Annotated in this window: 20 protein-coding genes; 6 read left to right on the plus strand and 14 right to left on the minus strand. The window is 70.6% G+C overall.

The genetic code is table 11. The features are described 5' to 3' along the window. Position 1: 1 nt before the first annotated feature. Positions 2 to 880, plus strand: a complete 879-nt coding sequence (locus BJY17_RS03455; protein ID WP_322789734.1) for a DUF3097 domain-containing protein — start codon at positions 2 to 4, stop codon at positions 878 to 880. Between the two features lie 102 nt (positions 881 to 982). On the opposite strand, the gene BJY17_RS03460 is transcribed toward BJY17_RS03455, so the two are convergent. The 3 genes from BJY17_RS03460 to BJY17_RS03470 all read right to left on the minus strand — a co-directional run bounded on the left by BJY17_RS03460 (position 983) and on the right by BJY17_RS03470 (position 3475). Then, positions 983 to 1735 (minus strand): SDR family oxidoreductase, encoded by a 753-nt coding sequence (locus BJY17_RS03460; protein ID WP_179550136.1) that lies wholly within the window; start codon positions 1733 to 1735, stop codon positions 983 to 985. 7 nt (positions 1736 to 1742) lie between these two features. Beyond that, a complete protein-coding gene (locus BJY17_RS03465) occupies positions 1743 to 2837 on the minus strand; it encodes a VIT1/CCC1 transporter family protein (protein ID WP_179550137.1) in 1095 nt (364 codons plus the stop codon). A 161-nt stretch (positions 2838 to 2998) separates the two neighbouring features. Next, positions 2999 to 3475 carry an Lrp/AsnC family transcriptional regulator gene (locus BJY17_RS03470; RefSeq protein WP_179550138.1) on the minus strand — a complete coding sequence of 159 codons (477 nt, stop codon included), beginning with the start codon at positions 3473 to 3475 and terminating at the stop codon, positions 2999 to 3001. 109 nt (positions 3476 to 3584) lie between these two features. Between BJY17_RS03470 and BJY17_RS03475 the strand changes: the two genes are divergently transcribed. Beyond that, entirely contained in the window at positions 3585 to 4832 is a 1248-nt protein-coding gene (locus BJY17_RS03475; RefSeq protein ID WP_179550139.1) for a trans-sulfuration enzyme family protein, read from the plus strand. Between the two features lie 38 nt (positions 4833 to 4870). Here the strand turns inward: BJY17_RS03475 and BJY17_RS03480 are convergent, their stop codons facing one another. From BJY17_RS03480 to BJY17_RS03490, 3 genes are all read right to left on the minus strand, one after another. Next, positions 4871 to 6250, minus strand: coding sequence for an MFS transporter (locus tag BJY17_RS03480; protein WP_179550140.1), 1380 nt, complete (start codon positions 6248 to 6250; stop codon positions 4871 to 4873). A 76-nt stretch (positions 6251 to 6326) separates the two neighbouring features. Then, positions 6327 to 7499 (minus strand): globin domain-containing protein, encoded by a 1173-nt coding sequence (locus tag BJY17_RS03485; protein WP_179550141.1) that lies wholly within the window; start codon positions 7497 to 7499, stop codon positions 6327 to 6329. A 110-nt stretch (positions 7500 to 7609) separates the two neighbouring features. Then, complete coding sequence (locus BJY17_RS03490; RefSeq protein ID WP_322789735.1) at positions 7610 to 9409, minus strand: DEAD/DEAH box helicase; 1800 nt, start codon at positions 9407 to 9409, stop codon at positions 7610 to 7612. A 65-nt stretch (positions 9410 to 9474) separates the two neighbouring features. Between BJY17_RS03490 and BJY17_RS03495 the strand changes: the two genes are divergently transcribed. Beyond that, the gene (locus BJY17_RS03495; RefSeq protein WP_179550142.1) at positions 9475 to 10260 is read left to right on the plus strand and encodes an SGNH/GDSL hydrolase family protein; all 786 of its coding nucleotides are present in this window, start codon (positions 9475 to 9477) and stop codon (positions 10258 to 10260) included. A 40-nt stretch (positions 10261 to 10300) separates the two neighbouring features. Here the strand turns inward: BJY17_RS03495 and BJY17_RS03500 are convergent, their stop codons facing one another. Both BJY17_RS03500 and BJY17_RS03505 read right to left on the minus strand, forming a co-directional pair. Next, a complete protein-coding gene (locus BJY17_RS03500; protein ID WP_179550143.1) occupies positions 10301 to 11551 on the minus strand; it encodes a D-alanyl-D-alanine carboxypeptidase family protein in 1251 nt (416 codons plus the stop codon). Further along, entirely contained in the window at positions 11548 to 12384 is an 837-nt protein-coding gene (locus tag BJY17_RS03505) for a TrmH family RNA methyltransferase (RefSeq protein WP_179550144.1), read from the minus strand. The genes BJY17_RS03500 and BJY17_RS03505 overlap by 4 nt, the downstream gene beginning before the upstream one ends. A 91-nt stretch (positions 12385 to 12475) precedes the next feature. On the opposite strand from BJY17_RS03505, the gene BJY17_RS03510 reads away from it, so the two are divergent. Continuing rightward, entirely contained in the window at positions 12476 to 13321 is an 846-nt protein-coding gene (locus BJY17_RS03510; protein ID WP_322789736.1) for an NAD-dependent protein deacetylase, read from the plus strand. A gap of 31 nt (positions 13322 to 13352) precedes the next feature. Beyond that, positions 13353 to 13967, plus strand: a complete 615-nt coding sequence (locus BJY17_RS03515) for a histidine phosphatase family protein (protein ID WP_179550145.1) — start codon at positions 13353 to 13355, stop codon at positions 13965 to 13967. 58 nt (positions 13968 to 14025) lie between these two features. On the opposite strand, the gene BJY17_RS03520 is transcribed toward BJY17_RS03515, so the two are convergent. After that, positions 14026 to 15123: a glycosyltransferase family 4 protein gene (locus BJY17_RS03520; protein ID WP_179550146.1), complete on the minus strand. Its 1098-nt coding sequence runs from the start codon at positions 15121 to 15123 to the stop codon at positions 14026 to 14028. Continuing rightward, positions 15120 to 16013: an alpha/beta fold hydrolase gene (locus BJY17_RS03525; protein WP_179550147.1), complete on the minus strand. Its 894-nt coding sequence runs from the start codon at positions 16011 to 16013 to the stop codon at positions 15120 to 15122. Before BJY17_RS03525 ends, BJY17_RS03520 begins: the two co-directional genes overlap by 4 nt. A gap of 126 nt (positions 16014 to 16139) precedes the next feature. Here BJY17_RS03525 and BJY17_RS03530 point away from each other — a divergent pair, with 126 nt between their 5' ends. Next, complete coding sequence (locus BJY17_RS03530) at positions 16140 to 16838, plus strand: exonuclease domain-containing protein (protein WP_179550148.1); 699 nt, start codon at positions 16140 to 16142, stop codon at positions 16836 to 16838. Here the strand turns inward: BJY17_RS03530 and BJY17_RS03535 are convergent. From BJY17_RS03535 to glgA, 4 genes are all read right to left on the minus strand, one after another. Further along, a complete protein-coding gene (locus BJY17_RS03535) occupies positions 16815 to 17399 on the minus strand; it encodes a GNAT family N-acetyltransferase (RefSeq protein WP_179550149.1) in 585 nt (194 codons plus the stop codon). The two genes, BJY17_RS03530 and BJY17_RS03535, sit on opposite strands and share 24 nt — an antisense overlap. Positions 17400 to 17527: 128 nt before the next feature. After that, a complete protein-coding gene (locus BJY17_RS03540) occupies positions 17528 to 17776 on the minus strand; it encodes a type B 50S ribosomal protein L31 (RefSeq protein ID WP_056650308.1) in 249 nt (82 codons plus the stop codon). 127 nt (positions 17777 to 17903) lie between these two features. Beyond that, positions 17904 to 18689: an ABC transporter ATP-binding protein gene (locus BJY17_RS03545; protein WP_179550150.1), complete on the minus strand. Its 786-nt coding sequence runs from the start codon at positions 18687 to 18689 to the stop codon at positions 17904 to 17906. A 69-nt stretch (positions 18690 to 18758) separates the two neighbouring features. Then, a complete protein-coding gene (gene glgA / locus BJY17_RS03550) occupies positions 18759 to 19946 on the minus strand; it encodes a glycogen synthase (RefSeq protein ID WP_179550151.1) in 1188 nt (395 codons plus the stop codon). Positions 19947 to 19958: the final 12 nt, after the last annotated feature.

A 19958-nucleotide genomic window follows, 5' to 3' on the forward strand; every position in this document is an offset into this window, starting at 1 on the left:
GGTGCCCGCGACGCCCTTGGATTCCTTCCGCAACGACCCCGATGACCGATACGGCGGCGACGTGCTCGCCGGCGATTGGAAGGCGCGCGGGCGCAAGGTGATCCCGACGGTCGAGGCCGAACGCGACCTCGTGGTCGAACTCGCCGAGAACGGGTTCTGCGGCGCCGTGATCGGCATCGAGAAGAACATCGTCGTGCTCGAGGACCGCTTCGGCGCGAAGCGCATGTTCCCGCTCGGCCATGGCTTCCTCGTCGACGGCGAGGCGGTGCAGCTCGTGGCGCCGAAGCCGAAGGCGCCCGCCGGGCGACTTCGCACGGCCTCGGGCTCCTTCGCGGTGGAGTCGTCGCCCGCACGGGTCGCACTGCCGAGCCGCATCTTCGTCGAGGGGCGCCACGACGCCGAACTCGTCGAGAAGGTCTGGGGCGCCGACCTCCGCATCGAGGGCGTCGTCGTGGAGTACCTCGAGGGTGTCGACGTTCTGGCCGACGTGCTCGCCGAATTCCGCCCGGGGCCGGGTCGCAAGGCCGGAGTGCTCGTCGACCATCTGGTGGCCGGTTCGAAGGAGCAGCGCATCGCCGACGCCGTCATGCGCGGCCCTCACGGGGCGAACGTGCTCGTCGTGGGGCATCCGTTCATCGACATCTGGCAGGGCGTGAAGCCGGCCCGCCTCGGCAAAGAGGCGTGGCCCGTGATCCCGCGGGGCATCGAATGGAAGCACGGCGTCTGCGATGCGTTCGGCTGGCCGCACGCCGAGCAGGCCGACATCGCGCGGGCCTGGCAGCACATCCTCGGCCGGGTGCGCGGCTACGGCGACCTCGAGCCCGCCCTGCTCGGCCGGGTCGAGGAGCTCATCGACTTCGTGACCGCACCCGCCGGCTGACGACGACGGCCCCCGAGTACCCGATGCGTGCACGAGTACCTCACCTGCAATGCAGCTCGGGGCCTCCGGCGCCGAACGGGTCCTCAGCAGAATGCCAGCAGCTCAGATCGAGAAGCCGCCGTCGCTCACGATCAGCTGACCCGTGACCCAGCGGGCGTCATCCGAGACGAGGAAGCGAACGAGGCGCGCGGCGTCGTCGGGCGTGCCGAGCCTGCCGCTCGGCTGTGCGGCCGTGAGCGCGATGCGCGTCTCGTCGTCCATCCAGCCCGTGTCGACCGGCCCGGGGTTCACGAGGTTCGCCGTGATGCCGCGCGAGGCGAGTTCGCGAGCCGCCGCGATGACGATGCGGTCGAGTGCGCCCTTGCTCGCGCCGTAGGGCACGTTGCCGACGACGTGATCGCTCGTGAGTGCGACCACGCGGCCGCCCTCACTCGGGACCTGGGCGGCGAAGGCCTGCAGCAGCAGCCACGACGCACGGGTGTTGACCGCGAAGTGCCGGTCGAAGCTCTCGAGCGTGGTGTCGAGGATGCCGGAGTCCACGCTCTCGGCGTGCGAGAGCACGAGCGCGGTAATCGGTCCGAGCGCAGCGGATGCCTCGGCAACGAGCTGTGCGGGCACCGACGGGTCGGCGAGGTCGGCGTCGAGGACGATGGTGCGCGCACCGAGACCCTGCAGTTCGGCCACGAGTGCCGCCGGATCGCGATCGGGATCGCCGCCCAGCGGCATCCGCCGGTCGTAGTCGCCGAAGTGGCTGAACGCGACGTCCCAGCCGTCGGCGGCGAGGGTGGTGGCGATCGCCCAGGCGATGCCGTTGCTGCGGCCGGCGCCGGTGAGCAGCGCGACGGGTCTGGTCATGCCGCTCCTAGACGATCGTGGTGCCGAAGGCGAGGCCGAGGACGTACGTGACCGCCGCCGCGCCGAGGCCGATGCCGAGCTGGCGGAGCGCGCGCTTCAGCGGCGATGCGCCCGAGAGCAGGCCGACGATCGCGCCGGTCGCGAGCAGCGCGATGCTCACGAGCACCGTCGCCGTCAGGATCGCCGGGAGGCCCGTCATGCCGAAGAGGTACGGCAGCACGGGGATCAGGGCGCCAGAGGCGAAGAAGCAGAAGCTCGAGATCGCGGCGGAGAGGCCGGTGCCCACTGCCTCGTCGTCATGCTCGACGATGCTGAGCGCGTCGGTCGGCGCCTGCAGCTGCTCGGCGGCGTGCACGCGGGCGACCACGAGCGCCGCGTGATCGACGGCCTCCTGCTGTTCCATTCCGCGCGCGCGGTAGACGAGTGCGAGCTCGTTGGCGTCGATGTCGAGGTCGGGCAGCGCCTCGCGGGCGGAGGGGTCGGGGGCGGATGCCTCGAGCAGCTCGCGCTGCGACCGCACCGAGACGTACTCCCCCGCGCCCATCGACAGGGCGCCGGCGAGGAGGCCCGCGATTCCCGTGAAGAGCACCACGGCTGCGGGCACGCCCGTGGCACCGATGCCGAGCACGAGCGCGAGGTTCGAGACGAGTCCGTCGTTGGCACCGAAGACGGCGGCGCGGAAGGTGCCGGCGAGGCGCCGTCGACCGCGGGATGCCAACCCGCGCACGACCTCGCCGTGGATGCGTTCGTCGGCGGCCATGGCCGCGGTGGCGTCGGGGTCGCTCGCGTACGGCGATCGCGCCTCGGCACGCTGTGCGAGCGCGAGCACGAAGATCGAACCGAACCGGCGCGCGAGGGTTCCGAGCAGGCGTGTGCGCACATCGGCGCGGGGCATGCCGCGGTCGTCGCCGCCGAGCAGGGCGAGCCAGTGGGCTTCGTGACGGCCCTCTGCTGCAGCTAGGGCGAGGAGGATGTCGCGCTCCTCGCCGTCGCGCCGCGCCGCGAGCTCACGATAGACGGCGGCCTCGGCGCGTTCGTCGGCGAGGTAGCGCCGCCATCTCGCCCGGTCGGCGGCCGTGCCCGCCGGCTGTACGTCGTTCATGGTGCTCCCGTCCATCGCGGGCGCTCGGCTGCCTGCGATCCGAGCTCGACCCGCGCCATCGCATGCGGCCGTTCGAACGGCCTCAGCCACGCTATCGGGCAGGGTCGGCGCGATCGGCGGATTCGCCCGGATTGGCAGGATTTCGGATCGCCGAACCGGGCTCAGCCGACGAGCTTGTTCCAGCCGTCGCCGTCGGCGTGCTCGAAGATCAGGTTCGTCTCGGTGTGGGCGACGGCGGGGTGGCCGGTGAGGTAGTTGAGCACGAACTCGCGCAGCTCTTCGGCATCGCGCGCCGCGACGTGGATCAGGTAGTCCTCGGCGCCGGCCATGTGGAAGACGCCGATCACGCCCGGCAGATGCGGCACGGCCTGGCGGAACGCGTCGATCTCGCTGCGGTCGTGCTTGACGAGACGGATCGCGATGAGGGCCTGCAGCGAGACGCCGAGCGAGGCGAGGTCGACGTCGACGCGGTACCCGCGCACGGTGCCGAGGGTCTGCAGTCGCCGGAGTCGGAGCGATACGGTGGACTCGGCGACCCCGACCTCGGCGGCGAGGGCGGCACCCGAGGCACGGGCATTGGTCGAGAGTGCCTGGAGCAGTGCCCGGTCGACGCGGTCGAGTTCCGGCTTCTGCGCCATGGTGGTCTCCTCAGGGGTCGGGAATGCAGAACATTCGACAATTCGAGCGTATCGCATCGAAGCTTCACGCAGGTTTGCTGAAAGTCACAGATTCTGCTTGATTCGAGCCATGCAGACATCGTCGTCGCACCTCGAGACCCGCGCCGTCCACGGCGGAATGACGGGCGTTCGAGAGAGCGGATCCCATGTGCCCGTGATCGACTTCTCCACCACGAACCCGCTCGGCGACGTCGAGACCGGCGGCGCCTCCTACGAGGAGCTCGCGACGGGCCACGACCTCGGCGAAGGCCGGTCGGCGGTGTACCAGCGACTCTGGCAGCCGGGTGTCGCCCGCTTCGAGGAGTCGCTCGCCGGGCTCGAGGGCACCGAGGGTGCGGTGGCCTTCGCGAGCGGCATGGCCGCGCTCGCCGCGACGCTCATCGCCACGGCGACGGCCGGCCGGCCGCACATCGTCGCGGTGCGCCCGCTCTACGGAGGCACCGACCACGTGCTCGCGAGCGGCCTGCTCGGCACCGAGGTGACCTGGACGGATGCCGCGGGCATCGCCGGTGCCATCCGGCCCGACACCGGGCTCGTCGTCATCGAGACGCCCGCGAACCCGACACTCGAGCTCCTCGACATCCGAGCGGTGGCGGATGCCGCGGGCGACGTGCCGGTGCTCGTCGACAACACGTTCGCCACCCCGGTGCTGCAGCGCCCGGTCGAACACGGCGCGACCCTCGTGCTGCACAGTGCGACCAAGTACCTCGGCGGCCACGGCGACGTCATGGGCGGCGTCGTGGCGGCCGACGCGGCCTGGGTCGAGCGGCTGCGACAGGTTCGCGCGCTGACCGGCGGCCTGCTGCATCCGATGGGCGCGTACCTCCTGCACCGCGGGCTCCGCACGCTGCCGCTGCGGGTTCGCGCGCAGCAGGCGACCGCGACCGTGCTCGCCGAGCGCCTGCTGAGCCACCCCGCGGTCGCGAGCGTGCACTATCCGGGACTGCCCGGCCAGGATCCTGCCGGCCTCATCGGCCGTCAGCTCGAAGGCCCCGGCTCGATCATCGCGCTCGACCTCGTCGGCGGGTACGACGCCGCCGCGAGGTTCACCGAGTCGTGCGAGCTCATCACCCACGCCGTCTCGCTCGGCGGCGTCGACTCGCTCGTGCAGCATCCGGCGTCCCTGACGCACCGACCCGTCGCCGGTGAGGCGAAGCCCGGCGCGGGCATCGTGCGCCTCGCGATCGGGCTCGAGCATGTCGCCGACCTCACGGACGACCTCATGGCGGCGCTCGACCGGGCGGCGGAACTCGGCGGCCTCGATGCCGCCGTCACCGGGGACGCCTCCCCCGACCGGGAAGCGGTGAACGCTCGCTGAGCCACTCCCGGTCCGGCGCGCGCTGAGCGAGTCCCGGCTCAGTCGCGCGCCGGCTCGGGTGCCGGCGTCGCGGCCGTGTGCACGGGGTTCCTGATGCCGATCCACGACACGATGCCGCCGATCACGAGGAAGCCCGCGGTCGCGATCGCGGCGCGGTGGAACCCCGTGACGTCGAGCTGCGTGCCGACGATGACGCCGATCGAGGCGATCGCGACGAGTCCGGCGATGCGTGCGACGGCGTTGTTGACAGCGGAGCCGATGCCGGCGCGGGCGGGATCGACCGCACCCAGGATCGCCGCGGTGAGCGGCGCGACGGTCATCGCCATGCCGAGCCCCATCACGATGATGCCGGGCAGCAGCTGCGTCCAGTACGACACCTCGGTGGTGACCGTGAGGGTGAGCAGGTACCCGAGGGCGACGGTGATCGGGCCGAGCGTCATGAAGATGCGCGGCCCGAATCGGGTAGACAGCCCGCCGAACCAGGACCCCAGGAGGACGATCATGATCGTCGGCGGCAGCGTCGCGAGCCCGGCGGCCGTCGCCGAGAAGCCCGCGTACTCCTGCAGGAAGATCGTGATCGCGAAGGGTCCGAGCGAGAACGCGGCGTAGATGAAGAGGGTGGCGAGATTGCCCGCGGCGAAGTTGCGCGCTCGGAAGAGGCTGAGCGGCAGCATCGGCTGCGGCGCCCGATGCTCCCACCAGACGAACGCGATCAGTGCGGCCAGCCCCACGACGAGCGGAATGTAGACGACCGGCGACGACCAGCCGAACCGTCCCTGCTCGATGAGTGCGAAGACCGTGCCGCCGAGGCCCACGACACCGAGGGAGGCACCCAACCAGTCGATGCGTTCCTTCGCCGGATTCGGGGCGTCGCGACCGAGCGCGTGCATGAAGACGAGCGTGAACGCGATCGGCAGCAGGTTGATCCAGAAGACGAGCCGCCACGAGACGAGGTCGACGAGCAGTCCGCCGAGGAGCGGTCCGACGAGGAACGCGACGGTGGTCCACGCCGTCCAGCGCCCGATCGCCTTGCCCTGCTGCGCTGCCGGGAAGGTCGCGATGATGAGTGCGAGCGAGCTCGGCACGAGCAGGGCTCCTGCGGTGCCCTGCAGCCCTCGACCGATGACGAAGACGAGCCCGTCGGGTGCCATGGCGCAGAGCACCGAGGTGGCGGCGAAGCCGTAGAGGCCGATGCGGATGATGCGCAGCCGCCCATAGGAGTCCGAAAGGGAGCCCGCGAGCAGGATGAGCGACCCGAGGGTCAACAGGTAGGCGTCGACCGCCCACTGCTGCAGCGCGAGCCCGCCGCCGAGCTCCGCCTCGATCGCGGGGAGTGCGACGTTGATGACCGCACCGTCGAGGAACGCGATGAAGGCGACGACGATGGCGACGACGAGCACCCGCGAACGACGGTCCATACGGTCATGCTAGACCCGCTCCGGAAGGCGACAGCGGCCGGTTCGCGGCCACCACCGCCCTCCGCGGAGCGTCTCGTCAGGCGGCCAGCCAGACGTCCGGACCGAACACCTCGTAGTGGATGTCGGTTGCCGCGATACCCGCGCTGATCGCCTGCGACCGGATGGAGCGCATGAAGGGCAGCGGTCCGCAGAGGTACAGCTTGGCGCCCGCGGGCAGTTCGATGCCGTTCAGGTCCATGAAGCCGGCCTCGGCTTCCACGCCGGCGGCGGACTCCTCGAGCCAGAGCTGCAGCTCCGCGTTCGGCAGTTGCTGCACGGCAGCGCGCATCTGGCCCGCGAGGGCCCAGTTCTCGGCGCGCTGCTCCGCGTGCAGCACGAGGACTCGACGGCCGGAGGCCTGCTGCGCGAGCGACTGCAGGATGGACGCGCTCGGCGTGCAGCCGATTCCCGCGGTGGCGAGCACGATCGGCGCATCCGAATCGTCGAGTTCGATGTCTCCGTAGGGGTTGGACAGCTCGACGATGTCACCGACGTTCACCGAGCCGTGCAGGAACGGCGAGACCTCCCCGCCCTCGTCGAGCTTGGTCGTGAAGACCCGCTCGCTCAGCGAGTCCACGTTGTCCGAGAGCGAGTACTGGCGCGCCTGACGGAGGCCGTCGGCGAGGCGCACGCGCACGGAGACGTACTGCCCCGGGGTGGCACGGGTGACCGGGGTGCTGTCGGCCGGCGTCAGCCGGAACGTGACGGATCCCACGCCGGCGGCCTCCTTCGCCGTGACGCGCCACATCGTCCACATCTCGCCGTTCGCCTGCTGGGCGTAGAGACCCTGCTCGAGCTTGATCAGCGCATCGGCCATGAGCCAATAGACCTCGGTCCAGGCTTCGGCCACCTCGGGCGTGACGGCCTCGCCCAGATCTTCGGCGATGGCGGCGAAGAGGTGCTCGTAGACGATCGGATAGCCCGACTCGGGGATGCCGAGCGAGGTGTGCTTGTTCGCGATGCGCGCGAGCACGGCCTCCGGCAGCGTGCCCGGGTGGGCCAGGAGGTGCGTGGCGAAGGCGGCGATGCTGCCGGCGAGTGCTCGCTGCTGCGTGCCGTTCTGCTGGTTGGCGCGGCTGAACATGCCGTCCATCAGCTCGGGATGGGCGGCGAACAGTCGGCGGTAGAACTTCGGCGTGATCTCGTCGATGCGTCCCGCGATGACGGGCAGTGTGGCCTCGATGACGGGGCGGGACTTCTCAGACAGCATCGTTTCTCCTTCGAGCGTCGAACCGGTACGTGACGACCGGATTCCGCTCCATTTCTACACGCTGTAGAAAACATGTCCAAATCGCCTCCGCCCACCCGTGGCGGGCCGGATCAGCGACTGGCGAGCCGCTTGCGCAGGAACTCGATGCGCGCCTGCAGCTGCGTCACGGTGGCCTGCGCGACCGCGGGGCCGCCGCAGACCCGGCGGAGTTCGTTGTGCACCTGCGAGTGCGCGTCGCCCGTGTGGCGCGCCCAGAGCCCGACGAGGCTGTTGAGCAGCGACCGCTGCTCTTTCAGCGTGCGGAAGAGCGCAACGGGTTCAGGGTTCTCGTCGGCGACCACGTGCTTGCGCCGCTCCCCCGCACGTCGCGCCTGCCGTGCCTGCCGGTGCCGCAGCAGCTCGGAGACCTGCTCGGGCTCGAGGATGCCCGGGATGCCGATGAAGTCGAACTCCTCGTCACTGCCGGGCTCGGCGAGCGTGCCGAACTCCGTGCCGTCGAAGAGCACGCGGTCGAACGAGGCATCCGACCCGAGCGCCTCCCAGGTGCCGAGCCCCATCTCTTCTTCGGAGGCCCGCTCCTCGCGGTTCGCGGACTCGAGCAGGCTGTCGTCGAGGCCGTCGTCGTCATCGTCGCCGCCCCGGCGGTCGAGGGCGTGATCGCGTTCGAGCTCCATCTGAGACGCGAGGTTCATGAGGGTGGGCACGTTGGGCAGGAAGACCGAAGCCGTCTCACCGCGACGGCGCGCCCGCACGAAGCGGCCGATCGCCTGGGCGAAGAAGAGGGGTGTCGAAGCGCTCGTGGCGTAGACGCCCACCGCGAGGCGCGGCACGTCGACGCCCTCGGACACCATGCGCACGGCGACCATCCACCGGCTGGTGTTCGCCGAGAACTCCTCGATGCGCGAGCTCGCCTCCTTCTCGTCGGAGAGCACGATCGTCACCTTCTCGCCGCAGATCTGTTCGAGGATCTGCGCGTAGGCGCGGGCGACGGTCTGGTCGGTCGCGATGACGAGGCCACCGGCGTCGGGGATGCCGTGGCGCACCTCGGTGAGGCGCCGGTCCGCAGCGGCGAGCACCGCTGGGATCCACTCGCCGCTCGGTTCGAGCGCCGTGCGCCAGGCCGACGAAGTGATGTCCTTGGTGTTGTCTTCGCCGAGCTTCGCCTCCATCTCGTCGCCGGCCTTCGTGCGCCAGCGCATGTGGCCCGCGTAGACCATGAAGAGCACCGGGCGCACGACGCCGTCGGCGAGGGCGCGGCCGTATCCGTAGTTGTAGTCGGACCTCGAGAGACGCACTCCCTGCGCGTCGGGAACGTAGTCGACGAACGGAATGGGAGCGGTGTCGGAGCGGAACGGCGTACCGGTCAGCGACAGCCGCTTCTCGGCGCGTTCGAACGCCTCGCGGATCGCGTCGCCCCACGAGAGCGTGTCGCCGCCGTGGTGCACCTCGTCGAGGATGACGAGGGTCTTGCCCGACATCGTCACCTCGCGATGGAGACCGGGCCGCATCGCGACCTGCGCGTACGTGACGGCGACCCCGTGGTAGTGGCGGGCGGTGCGACCGTGGGCGTTGCGGAAATCCGGGTCGAGTCGAATACCGGCACGCGCCGCGGCATCCGCCCACTGCCGTTTCAGGTGGTCGGTCGGCGCCACCACGGTGATGCGGTCGATGATGCGCCGCGCCCGGAGTTCTGCCGCGAGTCGCAGGGCGAAGGTCGTCTTGCCGGCACCCGGCGTCGCGGCAGCGAGGAAGTCGCGCGGCAGTTCGGTGAGGTACTGCTCGAGGGCCTCGGCCTGCCAGGCCCGGAGCTTCGAAGCCGTTCCCCACGCTGCGCGTTCGGGGAACGAGGGTGAGAGGTGTTCGGCGGCTGACGTGCCCGGTTGGGGGCCGAAAGGGATCGCGGTACTCACTGGATCCGAGCGTAGCGGAGGCGCCCGACATCCCCGAACCGGGACCGAGTTGGCACAATGGAGGAATGGTCTCGCAACAGCATCCCTGGTCGCGCTACGTCGCCCTCGGCGACTCCTTCACCGAGGGCATCGGAGATCCCGAGCCCAACGCACCCGGCGGACACCGCGGGTGGGCCGACCGCGTCGCCGAAGAGCTCGCCCAGGGCACCGAGGATTTCGCCTACGCGAACCTCGCCGTGCGCGGAAAGCTCATCCAGCAGATCATCGACGAGCAGATCGAGCCGGCGCTCGCGCTGCACCCCGATCTCATCACGATCTCGGCGGGCGGCAACGACGTCATCCGGCCGCGCACCGATCCCGACGAGATCGCGGCGCGCTTCGAGTACGCGATCGAGCGACTCTCCCGCGACCACGCGACCATCGTCATCTTCACGGGCGTCGACGTCGGCTTCTCCCCCGTGTTCCGCGGCATCCGCGGCAAGGTCGCGATCTACAACGAGAACCTGCGCACGATCGCCGCGAAGTACGACTGCATCGTGGCCGACCAGTGGGCGCTGACGGCCATTCAGGACCAGCGCATGTGGGCCCCCGACCGCCTGCACCTGAACTCCCTCGGCCATCACACGGTCGCACGCATGGTGATCGACGCGCTGAACGTCGAGCACGATCTCGAGCCGCTGCGACCCGAGCCGCTGCCGTCGAGCACGTGGCGTCAGGCGCGCGTCGACGACATCTCCTGGGCGCGCGAGTACCTCGTGCCGTGGGTCGTGCGGCGCATCCGTCACCAGTCGTCGGGCGATCTCATCAGCGCCAAGCGACCGGATGCCGCGCCGTACGGGTCACCCGAGTAGGTCGGACGACGCTCGGCGGCACGGCCGAGGGCCAGGGCTGTCAGTCGAGCGCCCCCGGGTTGGAGAGGCGCCACCACGCCCCGGGATCTTCGATGCCGGCATCGAGCACGAGCGGCACGCTGATCTCCTGAGTGCCGGCGCGAACGATCGCGCTGCCGACCTCCTCGCCCCGCTGCGCCAGCGTGATGGGATCGGCCCGCACCTCGACGTCGACGGGCGTGTCGCTCCATACGACGACGGTGGCGCCGTCGGCGGTGCGGGCCCGAGCGGACACGCCCCACGGCGTCGTGTACTCGGCGAGCACTTGATTCGCCTCGAGCGGCACGACCTCGTGGAAGCCGGGGGCGACGGAGTCGAGCAGCGCGGCGATGGCCTCGTCGAGGACGGAGTGGTTCTCGCCGCCGAGGAGCACGCCGACCACGGTCACCGTCGAGGTGCCGACCGCGTAGTCGGCCGTGAAGAGCAGGTTCGCCGCGTCATCCGTCGTGCCGGTCTTCATGCCGTCGACGCCGTGCGTGCCGAGCAGCTTGTTCGAGTTCTCCAGCGTGCCGAGCTCTGGGATCTCGACGCTCTTCGAGGCGACGATGGCTGCGATCGTCGGGTCGCGGAGCGCGATCTCGCCGAGGAGGACCATGTCTGACGCCGTGCCGAGGTTGTCGTCGGAGATGCCGCTGGAGTCGACCACGTGCGTGTTCGCGAGCCCGTTGGCGGCGAGCCAGGCATTGGCCTTCTCGACCAGCGCCTGCTCGGAACCGAAGGCCCAGTTCGCGATGGAGATGCCGTAGTTGTTGCCCGACGGGATGAGGAGCGCCTCGAGGCTCTCCTTCAGACTCAGGGTCGCACCCGCCTCGACGGGGGCGACCGAGCCGTTCTGGGCGACCATGTCCCAGTAGATGTCGACGTCGTCGTCGGTGTACTCGATGTCGGGCCCGCTCTCGCCTGCGGCGATCGGATGCTCGGCGAGCACGGTGAGTGCGGTGATGACCTTGGTGATGCTCGCCATCGGCATGGGGGTCGACTCGTTGCCGGCGGCCATGAGCCCCTCGAATCCGACGGCGCCGACGGCATAGCCCCCGAAGCCGGGCAGCGCCAGCGACTGCGGCGCCGCTGCGACCGGCTCGGGGTCGGTGACCTGCGGAGCGGCAGCGGGCACGGCGGCACCGAGCGCGTTGGCCGTGTACAGGCCGCCAGTGGTGATCAGCGCGATGACGACTGCGATCGCACTGAAGACGACGATGCGCCGGCGTCGGTACACCTTCGCCTTCGCCGCAGCGGCGTCGAGTTCGGTCATGACGTCGCCTCGTCGGGCGCACCGACCTCGTCGGGCAGCGCGACCGCGTACAGCACGACCGCGGCGGCGGCCGCGACGTTCAGCGAGTCGACGCCGTGGCGCATGGGGATCGTCACGACCTGATCGGCCGCCTCGAGCGCCGTGCGGCTGAGTCCGTCGCCCTCGGCGCCGAACACGAGTGCGAGCCGTTCCGGGGCGTCGGCGGCGAGCTCGGGCAGCGAGACCGCATCGTCGGCGAGGGCGAGGGCCGCGATCGTGAAACCGTGCCGGTGCAGCAGCTCGGCCGCCTGCGGCCATTCGGGCAGCCGGGTCCACGGCACCTGGAACACGGTGCCCATGCTCACGCGCACGCTCCGCCGGTAGAGGGGGTCGGCGCAGCGAGGACTGACGAGCACCGCATCGGCGCCGAGCGCGGCGACGCTGCGGAAGATCGCCCCGACGTTCGTGTGGTCGACGATGTCCTCGAGCACGACGACGCGGCGGGCGCTCGCGAGGAGCTCGGCCGGATCGGCGAGCACCGGGCGTTCGAAGGCCGCCAGGGCGCCGCGGTGCACGCGGTACCCGGTGATCGCCTCGAGCTGGTCGGGGTCGGCGAGGTGCACGGGGATGTCGAACGGCGCGAGCACCGGTTCGAGGCCCGCGAGCCACTTCTCCTCCATGAGCACCGAGCGCGGGCGGTGGCCGGCGCCGATCGCCCGGCGGATGACCTTCGCCGATTCGGCGATGTACAGGCCCTGTTCGGGCTCGTGGGCGCTGCGCAGCGCGACGTCGGTGAGCCGTGCGTAATCGGCCACCGCATCGGATGCCGCGTCGCGGACTCGTTCGATGTGCATGCGTCTCCTCACCCTCCAGCCTGCCAGTGCGCGAAACATTCCGGAAAACGGACGCGTCTAGACTCGGGAACATCGCCGAAGGGAGAGTCGTGTGAGCACTGGTATCGAGGCTCCGGTCGAGGCCGAAGCGCACGTCGCCGAGGCGATCGAGCTCCTCCGCGGCGCGCGCGTCGCGGTGCTGACCGGTGCGGGCGTCAGCACCGATTCGGGCATCCCCGACTACCGCGGCGAAGGCGCGCCGGTGCGCACGCCGATGACCGTGCAGACCTTCCTCGCCTCCGAGCAGGCTCGCAAGCGCTACTGGGCGGGCAGCCACCTCGGCTGGCGCACCTTCGCCAGCGCGGTGCCGAACCGCGGCCACCTCGCCCTCGCCGAACTCGAAGCCCGCGGCATCGTCAGCGGCGTGATCACCCAGAACGTCGACGGCCTGCACCGTCGCGCGGGCAACCAGCACGTCATCGAACTGCACGGCAGCATGGACCGGGTGCTGTGCCTCACCTGCGGACAGCACTACGCTCGTCAGGCGGTCGCGGCGCGACTCGAGGACCTGAACCCCGAGATCGACCTCGAGACCGCGATCCGCCCGGCCCCCGACGGAGATGTCGAGGTCGACGACGTCGACGCGATGGTGGTGCCGGCCTGCACCGTCTGCGGCGGCATCCTGAAGCCCGACGTGGTGTTCTTCGGCGAGTTCGTGCCCGCCGACCGGTTCCAGGCTGCGGCGTCGCTCGTGCAGGGCGCCGACGTGCTGCTCGTGGCGGGCTCATCGCTCGTCGTGAACTCGGGCATGCGGCTCATCGAGCAGGCGAGGCGCAAGCGCCTGCCGATCGTCATCATCAACCGCGGACTCACGAAGGGCGACGGCCGTGCCGCGGTCAAGATCGAGGCGGGCGCGAGCGAGACGCTCGTCGCCATCGCGGCCGCCCTCGATTCGTGACCGTCGTCGTCGTTCTGCGAGAGTTGACGTCATGACGGATGCCCCGACCGACGCCACTCGCACCGACTCGGTGCTCATCGCCCTCGTGCGTCACGGCGAGACGGAGTGGAATCGTCAGCGACGCATCCAGGGCACGACCGACATCCCACTGAACGACACCGGTCGGCTGCAGGCGGCGGAGACGGGCGAGCGACTCGCAGGCGAGCAGTGGGACGCCGTCTACGGCACGCCGCTCTCCCGCGCGGCGGAGACCGCGCAGATCATCGCGCGCACCCTCGAACTGCCCGAGCCCGAACTCCTGGCCGATCTCGCCGAACGCGCCCACGGCGTGCTCGAAGGACTCGACCATGCAGGCAGGGCAGCGGTCGAGGCGCAGGCGGCGACCATCGAGGGCCTCGAGCCTCGTTCGACCGTGATCGCCCGATCGACCGCGGCGCTCGCGGGGGTCGCCGCGGCGCACCCCGGCGGCTCGATCGTCGTGGTCACGCACGGCGGCGTCATCCACTCGCTCATGCTGCATCTCAGCGACTGGACGCTGCCCGGCACCGGCTACGCGGTCGCCAACGGCTCGGTGCACCTCGTGCGTTTCGAGGCGGGCGAGCTGGCGCTCGTCGAGCCCGAGGCGCTCACGGGCACCGACGCGTGACGAGACGCCGCGCTGCGCCCGCACGGCACCCGTCGGGCCGTGCCTGACCGCTCTCGGTTCAGCCGACCCGTCGGCGACGACGTCGGCGATCGCCCGCGACCGTCGACAGCATGAGCGCGAGCAGGCGGTCGGCCGACGCCGCCCAGTTGTAGCGGGCGGCCACGCCCACGCCCGCCTCGGAGCGCCGCTCCCACTCGCCCGCGCGTTCGAGCGACCACAGTGCCGCGACGAGCGACTCGGGGTTCTCGGGGTCGAAGTAGACGGCGGCGTCGCCGCCGATCTCGCGGAAGATCGGGATGTCGCTGACGACCACGGGGGTGCCGAGCCGCATCGCCTCGACGAGCGGGATGCCGAAGCCCTCGGCCTTCGACGCGTGCACGAGCGCGGTCGCGCCCGAGAGCAGCTCGGCGTACGCGGCATCGGTCACGCCGTCGTGGAAGACGAGCCGAGCCTGCGGTGCGAGTCGCGTGAGCCGCGACCGCTCGTCGGCGCTGATTCGGCTCAGCAGGTGCAACTCGTGGTCGGGCAGCGCGGCGACGGCGCGCACGAGCGTGTCGACGTTCTTGTAGGGCATGTAGGAGCCCATGTAGACGAGGCGGTGCCCCTCGGGCCGCGTGCGCGGCAGCGCAGGAGTGCCGAGGTCGTCGGCCGCGTTCGGCACGACGGTGACGGGCCGGTCGGTCAGGTGGTGCTCGTGGATGAGCCCGGCTGTGGTCTCGGAGACCGTGACGACCTGGTCGGCGCGGTTCAGCAGCATGCGCTGGGGCCACCAGGCGAGGTGGTAGAGGCGCCAGAGCAGCCGCACCGGGACCGGCAGGTCGCGCGGCGGTGTGCGGTTCTCGTAGTAGATCAGGTCGTGCAGGGTCAGCAGCAGCTTGTAGTCGCGCCCCCACGAGCCCATCGTCTGCATCGGCGTGAACACGACATCGGGCCGGAGCCTCTTGACCTGCAGTGCGACGAGCGGCTCGCGGATGCTCGTGGGCGAGCTCACGAGCTGCCACGGCAGTTCGGGCAGCATCGCGAGCTGGCGGTGGTCGCTCACGAGCATGGTGAGCGGATGCCGCTTGCCGAGCTCGGTCACGATGCCCGACGTGAACCGGCTGATGCCGTCGTGCTGCCCGATGCGGGTGTAGCGGCAGTCGACGACGATCCTCACGCGCGCGCCCCGGCGCCGAGGAACGTCAGGATGCGGGACGCGGCGTCGCCGGGCGTCTCGTAGTGGATGAGGTGGCCGACCTCGGGGATGACCTCGAGCGTCGCGTCGGGGAAGAGCGTGACGAGTCGGTGCTGCGCCGCGATCGGGGTGACGTCGTCGCGCTCGGCGGCGACGAGGAGCGTCGGCACCGCGATGTCGGCGGCGTACTCGCTGACGTCGTTGCTGACGGAGGCCTGGAACGCCTCGAGCACGGCATCGCGGTCGCCGAACGCCGAGAAGTACTGGTCGTGCTGGTCGTGGATGAAGCGACGGAGCGACTTCGACCGGGTCTTGGCCATCGTCACGCTCATGACGCGCACGACCACGCCGTTGCGCAGCAGTGCGAACCCGGCGCGCTCGGGCAGCGCGGCCGCGGTGCGGTAGTAGAGGACCGCGAGCCGGGTCATGACACCGCGAGGGCCTTCGAGCGCCGGGGCGCCGATGGGGTTGACGAGCACGAGGCGCTCGGGTGCGAGCCCGCCTGCGACCGCGGCCGACGAGACGATCGAGCCGAACGAGTGGCCGAGCAGCGCGTAGGGCCCGGTGATGCCGACGGCGTCGATGAAGGCGCCGAGCCAGTCGGCGTACGCCTCGATGTCGTGCGGGCGGCCTGCGAAGGTCGCCGACTCGCCGAAGCCCGGCAGGTCGGGCGAGATGATGCGGAACCCGGGAAGCTGGGCGACGACGGGTTCGAGGCCGTGGTGATCACCGCGGAAGCCGTGCACGAGCACGAGCACCGGGGCGTCGGCTTCGCCGTACTCCCACCAGGCGGTCTCGGTGCCGTCGACGTCGACGCGGTGCGCTCGCACGGGGATGCGAGCGAGTTGCTCGGCGTACGGAGAGGTGATCATCCTTTCCATTCTATGGCGCGGTGCTGGGCGATTCCCGTTCCCTGTGGAGAGGCGACGCCGTGTGGATGCCCCCGACACGCGCCCTCGCGCGGCCTCGATGACGGTGGCCGACCATAGCCTGACGGCATGGATCTTCTGGGTGGCCACTGGGCCGACACGCTCGCCGTCTTCGACCTCGAGACGACGGGCATCGACGTCGACACCTGTCGCATCGTCACGGCGCACGTCGGCGTCATCGGCGCGTCGGGCGAGGTGCTCGAGCAGCGCGAGTGGCTCGTCGACCCAGGGGTCGAGATCCCGACGGCGGCGTCGCTCATCCACGGCGTCAGCACCGAGCGCGCCCGCCTCGAGGGGCAGTCGGCCATCAACGCGGTCGCTGAGATCATCGGCGCCCTGACGGATGCCGCTTCGCGCGGCCTGCCGATCGTGGCGTACAACGCCGCCTACGACCTCACGATCCTCGACCGCGAGGCGTCGCGCTACGGCATCGATCCCCTGCCCGTCCCCGGTGCCGTGATCGACCCGCTCGTCATCGACAAGGCCGTCGACAAGTACCGCCGCGGCAAGCGCACGCTCTCCGCGACCGCCGAGCACTACGGCGTCGTGCTCGACGACGCCCACGACGCCGGTGCCGACGCGGTCGCGGCAGGTCGGGTCGCGCAGGCCATCGCCCGCAGCTTCCCAGAGCTCGCCGCGACCGCCGTCGCCGAGCTGCACGCGCGACAGGTCGACTGGAGCCGCGAGCAGGCCGAAAGCTACCAGGCGTGGCGCCGCAAGAACGGCGAGCCCGAGTTCACGACCTCAGGCGCCTGGCCGGTGCGCTGAGCCGACGTTCGGCTCCCCCGACTCGCGAATGCGCGAGTAGACCAGCAGGTCGCGTCGCTCGGAGCGGATCACGCGCCACGACCTGAGCAACCCCTCGCGCTGGAACCCGGCCGCCTCGGCCGCCTTCCAGGAGCCGGTGTTCCAGGGTTCGACGAACAGTTCGAGACGCTCGATCGACGGCAGGGTCCACGCCCACTCGCTGAGCGCACGCAGCGCCGCGGATGCGTGGCCGTTGCCGCGCGCCGACTCGACGACCCAGTAGCCGACGCTCGCGCGCCCCGGATCGTCGCGAACGGGCCAGAGCCCGATCTGGCCGATGGCGCGATCCGCTGCGTCCGCGATCGCGAACGAGTACCCGGTGCCCGAGCGCAGGCGTCGATGCTGGCGGGCGATGTAGGCGAGGGCGCCGCGCCGATCGGCGTCGCGAGGAACGGTCGTGAGGTCGGGGATCAGCGGGTCTCGCGACGCCTCGCACACCGTCTCGACGTCATCGTCACAGAACGCGCGGAGCGCGATGCCCGCACCCGTCACTGCGGCGGGCAGCACGAGTGCTCGTGGCATGCTCCTGCGAGTGCTCGATCGTCCCGGCATCCGGCGACGCTAGCACGACGCCCGCTGCGGCCGCCCGTCGACGGCCGAGCGTACGACGAAGGCCCCGCCGATGGCGGGGCCTTCGTGGACGACAGTGCTTACGCGCCGAAGTTCTTGAAGCGCTGGTTGAACTTCTCGACGCGACCGGCCGAGTCCATGATGCGCTGCTTGCCCGTGTAGAACGGGTGCGACTCCGACGAGATCTCGACGTCGATGACCGGGTAGGTCTCACCGTCGAGCTCGATCGTCTTGTCGCTCGTCGCCGTCGAGCGGGTGAGGAACGTGGCGCCCGAAGCGAGGTCGCGGAAGACGATCGCGTTGTACTCGGGGTGGATGTCGGTCTTCATGGAGACTTCCTTGGATTTCAGCTGGTGAAGCATTCGGACGGTGGATACGAAACCTGCGCGCACGCAGGGAAGAAAGGCGGCCCACGGGCCAGCTATCGATCTTAGCAGAGTCGACAGCGAAATGCGGTCACACGGCGCGAGCCGCGTATCGACCGTCGGTCTCGGTCAGTTCGATCTTCATGTCGAACGTCTTCGAGAGGTTCTCGGCGGTGAGCGACTCCGCGAGCGGACCCGCGGTCACGATGCCGCCCTTCTGCAGCAGCAGTGCGTGCGTGAAGCCGACGGGGATCTCTTCGACGTGGTGGGTGACCATCACGATCGCGGGAGAAGCCGACGATGCGGCGTAGCCGCCGAGCAGCGCGACGAGCTCTTCGCGGGCACCGAGGTCGAGGCTCGCGGCCGGCTCGTCGAGCAGCAGCAGTTCGGGGTCGGTCATGACCGATCGGGCGATCTGCACGCGCTTCTGCTCGCCGTCGGAGAGGCTGCCGAAGCGGCGGTCGGCGAAGCCCTCGAGGCCCCACTCCGAGAGCACGCGCTGCGCACGACGCAGGTCGATCGCCTCGTACTCCTCGTTCCATCGGCCGGTGACCGAGTACGCCGCCGTGAGCACGACGTCGATGACGGTCTCGTTGCGCGGGATCTTACGGGCCATCGCCGTCGAGGCGAAGCCGATCATGGGGCGCAGCTCGAAGACGTCGACCTTGCCGAGCGCCTCCTGCAGCACGTCGGCCGAGCCCGAGGTCGGGTGCATCGCTGCGGCTGCGATCTGCAGCAGCGTGGTCTTGCCCGCGCCGTTCGGCCCGAGGATGACCCATCGCTCATCGGAGGCGACGCTCCAGTTGACGGAGTCGAGGATCGTGTTGCCATCGCGGACCACCGACACATCGTGGAACTGCAGAACCGTGCTCGCCATGCGTCCCATGCTATCGGCAGCGCGGAGGTCGCTCGGCGCACCCCGCACGCAGAGCGCGTCGGCGGCAGGTCATCGAGCGAGGACGCGCCCGTAGAGGTCGAGCGTGCGTTCGGCGATCGCGGCCCAGCCGAAGTCGGTCTCGGCGCGGCGGCGCCCTGCAGCACCCATCTCGGCCGCGCGGGCGGGATCGCTCACCACGGCCGTGAGCGCGGCGGCGAGATCGGCGACGAACCGGTCGGGATCGACCGGCGTGCCGGTGCCGTCGTCGAGCTGCTCGATCGGCACGAGCACCCCCGTGACGCCGTCGGCGACGACCTCGGGGATGCCGCCCGTCGCGGTGCCGACGACCGGAGCGCCGCAGGCCATGGCTTCGAGGTTCACGATGCCGAGGGGTTCGTAGACCGAGGGGCAGACGAAGGTCGTTGCGGCCGTGAGGAGCGCCGAGAGCTCCGCGCGGGGCAGATGACGATCGATCCACACGACGCCGTCGCGTTCGCTGCGCAGCTCGTCGACGAGGGAGGTGACCTCCGCCATGATCTCGTCGGTATCGGGCGCACCGGCGCACAGCACGAGCTGCACGTCGTCGGGCAGCAGCCGCGCCGCACGCAGCAGGTAGGGCAGCCCCTTCTGCCGCGTGATGCGGCCGACGAAGATCACCGACGGCCGATCGGGGTCGACGCCCAGCGACCGCACGACATCGGGGTCGTGGTGCGGAGCCCAGTCGACGAGATCGATGCCGTTGTACACGACCTCGACCCGGCTCGGCTCGATCGAGGGATACGACCGAAGGATGTCGCGGCGCATGCCCTCACTGACTGCGATGACCGCATCGGCGTCTTCGAAGGCGGCGCGCTCGACCCACGACGAGAGCCGGTAGCCGCCGCCGAGCTGCTCGGCCTTCCACGGTCGCAGCGGCTCGAGGCTGTGCGCGGTCACGACGTGCGGCACCCCGTGCAGGCGCTTCGCCGTGAAGCCGGCGAAATTCGCGTACCAGGTGTGCGAGTGCACGAGATCGGCCCCGGCCGCGTCGCCGGCCATGAGCAGATCGACACCCATCGTGCCGAGCGCCGGGTTCGCCTCCGCGAACTCGGGCGGCGTCGGATAGCCGAAGGTTCCCACTTCGTCACGCGGCGCACCGAAGCACCGCACCTGCACGTCGATGCTCGTGCGCAGCGCGCGAACGAGCTCGGCGACGTGCACACCGGCACCGCCGTAGACCTCGGGTGGGTACTCGCGGGTGAGCAGGTCGACGCGCATGCAGCAAACGTA

Origin of the sequence: Agromyces hippuratus, assembly GCF_013410355.1 — a bacterium.
GTDB classification, from domain to species: domain Bacteria; phylum Actinomycetota; class Actinomycetes; order Actinomycetales; family Microbacteriaceae; genus Agromyces; species Agromyces hippuratus.

What these genes read in the sequence shown, in the direction of transcription:
- BJY17_RS03460 (WP_179550136.1), bottom strand. Translation starts at nt 1,735, where the DNA reads ATGACCAGACCCGTCGCGCTGCTCACCGGCGCCGGCCGCAGCAACGGC.
- BJY17_RS03465 (WP_179550137.1), bottom strand. Translation starts at nt 2,837, where the DNA reads ATGAACGACGTACAGCCGGCGGGCACGGCCGCCGACCGGGCGAGATGG.
- BJY17_RS03470 (WP_179550138.1), bottom strand. Translation starts at nt 3,475, where the DNA reads ATGGCGCAGAAGCCGGAACTCGACCGCGTCGACCGGGCACTGCTCCAG.
- BJY17_RS03475 (WP_179550139.1), top strand. Translation starts at nt 3,585, where the DNA reads ATGCAGACATCGTCGTCGCACCTCGAGACCCGCGCCGTCCACGGCGGA.
- BJY17_RS03480 (WP_179550140.1), bottom strand. Translation starts at nt 6,250, where the DNA reads ATGGACCGTCGTTCGCGGGTGCTCGTCGTCGCCATCGTCGTCGCCTTC.
- BJY17_RS03485 (WP_179550141.1), bottom strand. Translation starts at nt 7,499, where the DNA reads ATGCTGTCTGAGAAGTCCCGCCCCGTCATCGAGGCCACACTGCCCGTC.
- BJY17_RS03495 (WP_179550142.1), top strand. Translation starts at nt 9,475, where the DNA reads ATGGTCTCGCAACAGCATCCCTGGTCGCGCTACGTCGCCCTCGGCGAC.
- BJY17_RS03500 (WP_179550143.1), bottom strand. Translation starts at nt 11,551, where the DNA reads ATGACCGAACTCGACGCCGCTGCGGCGAAGGCGAAGGTGTACCGACGC.
- BJY17_RS03505 (WP_179550144.1), bottom strand. Translation starts at nt 12,384, where the DNA reads ATGCACATCGAACGAGTCCGCGACGCGGCATCCGATGCGGTGGCCGAT.
- BJY17_RS03515 (WP_179550145.1), top strand. Translation starts at nt 13,353, where the DNA reads ATGACGGATGCCCCGACCGACGCCACTCGCACCGACTCGGTGCTCATC.
- BJY17_RS03525 (WP_179550147.1), bottom strand. Translation starts at nt 16,013, where the DNA reads ATGATCACCTCTCCGTACGCCGAGCAACTCGCTCGCATCCCCGTGCGA.
- BJY17_RS03530 (WP_179550148.1), top strand. Translation starts at nt 16,140, where the DNA reads ATGGATCTTCTGGGTGGCCACTGGGCCGACACGCTCGCCGTCTTCGAC.
- BJY17_RS03535 (WP_179550149.1), bottom strand. Translation starts at nt 17,399, where the DNA reads ATGCCACGAGCACTCGTGCTGCCCGCCGCAGTGACGGGTGCGGGCATC.
- BJY17_RS03540 (WP_056650308.1), bottom strand. Translation starts at nt 17,776, where the DNA reads ATGAAGACCGACATCCACCCCGAGTACAACGCGATCGTCTTCCGCGAC.
- BJY17_RS03545 (WP_179550150.1), bottom strand. Translation starts at nt 18,689, where the DNA reads ATGGCGAGCACGGTTCTGCAGTTCCACGATGTGTCGGTGGTCCGCGAT.
- glgA (WP_179550151.1), bottom strand. Translation starts at nt 19,946, where the DNA reads ATGCGCGTCGACCTGCTCACCCGCGAGTACCCACCCGAGGTCTACGGC.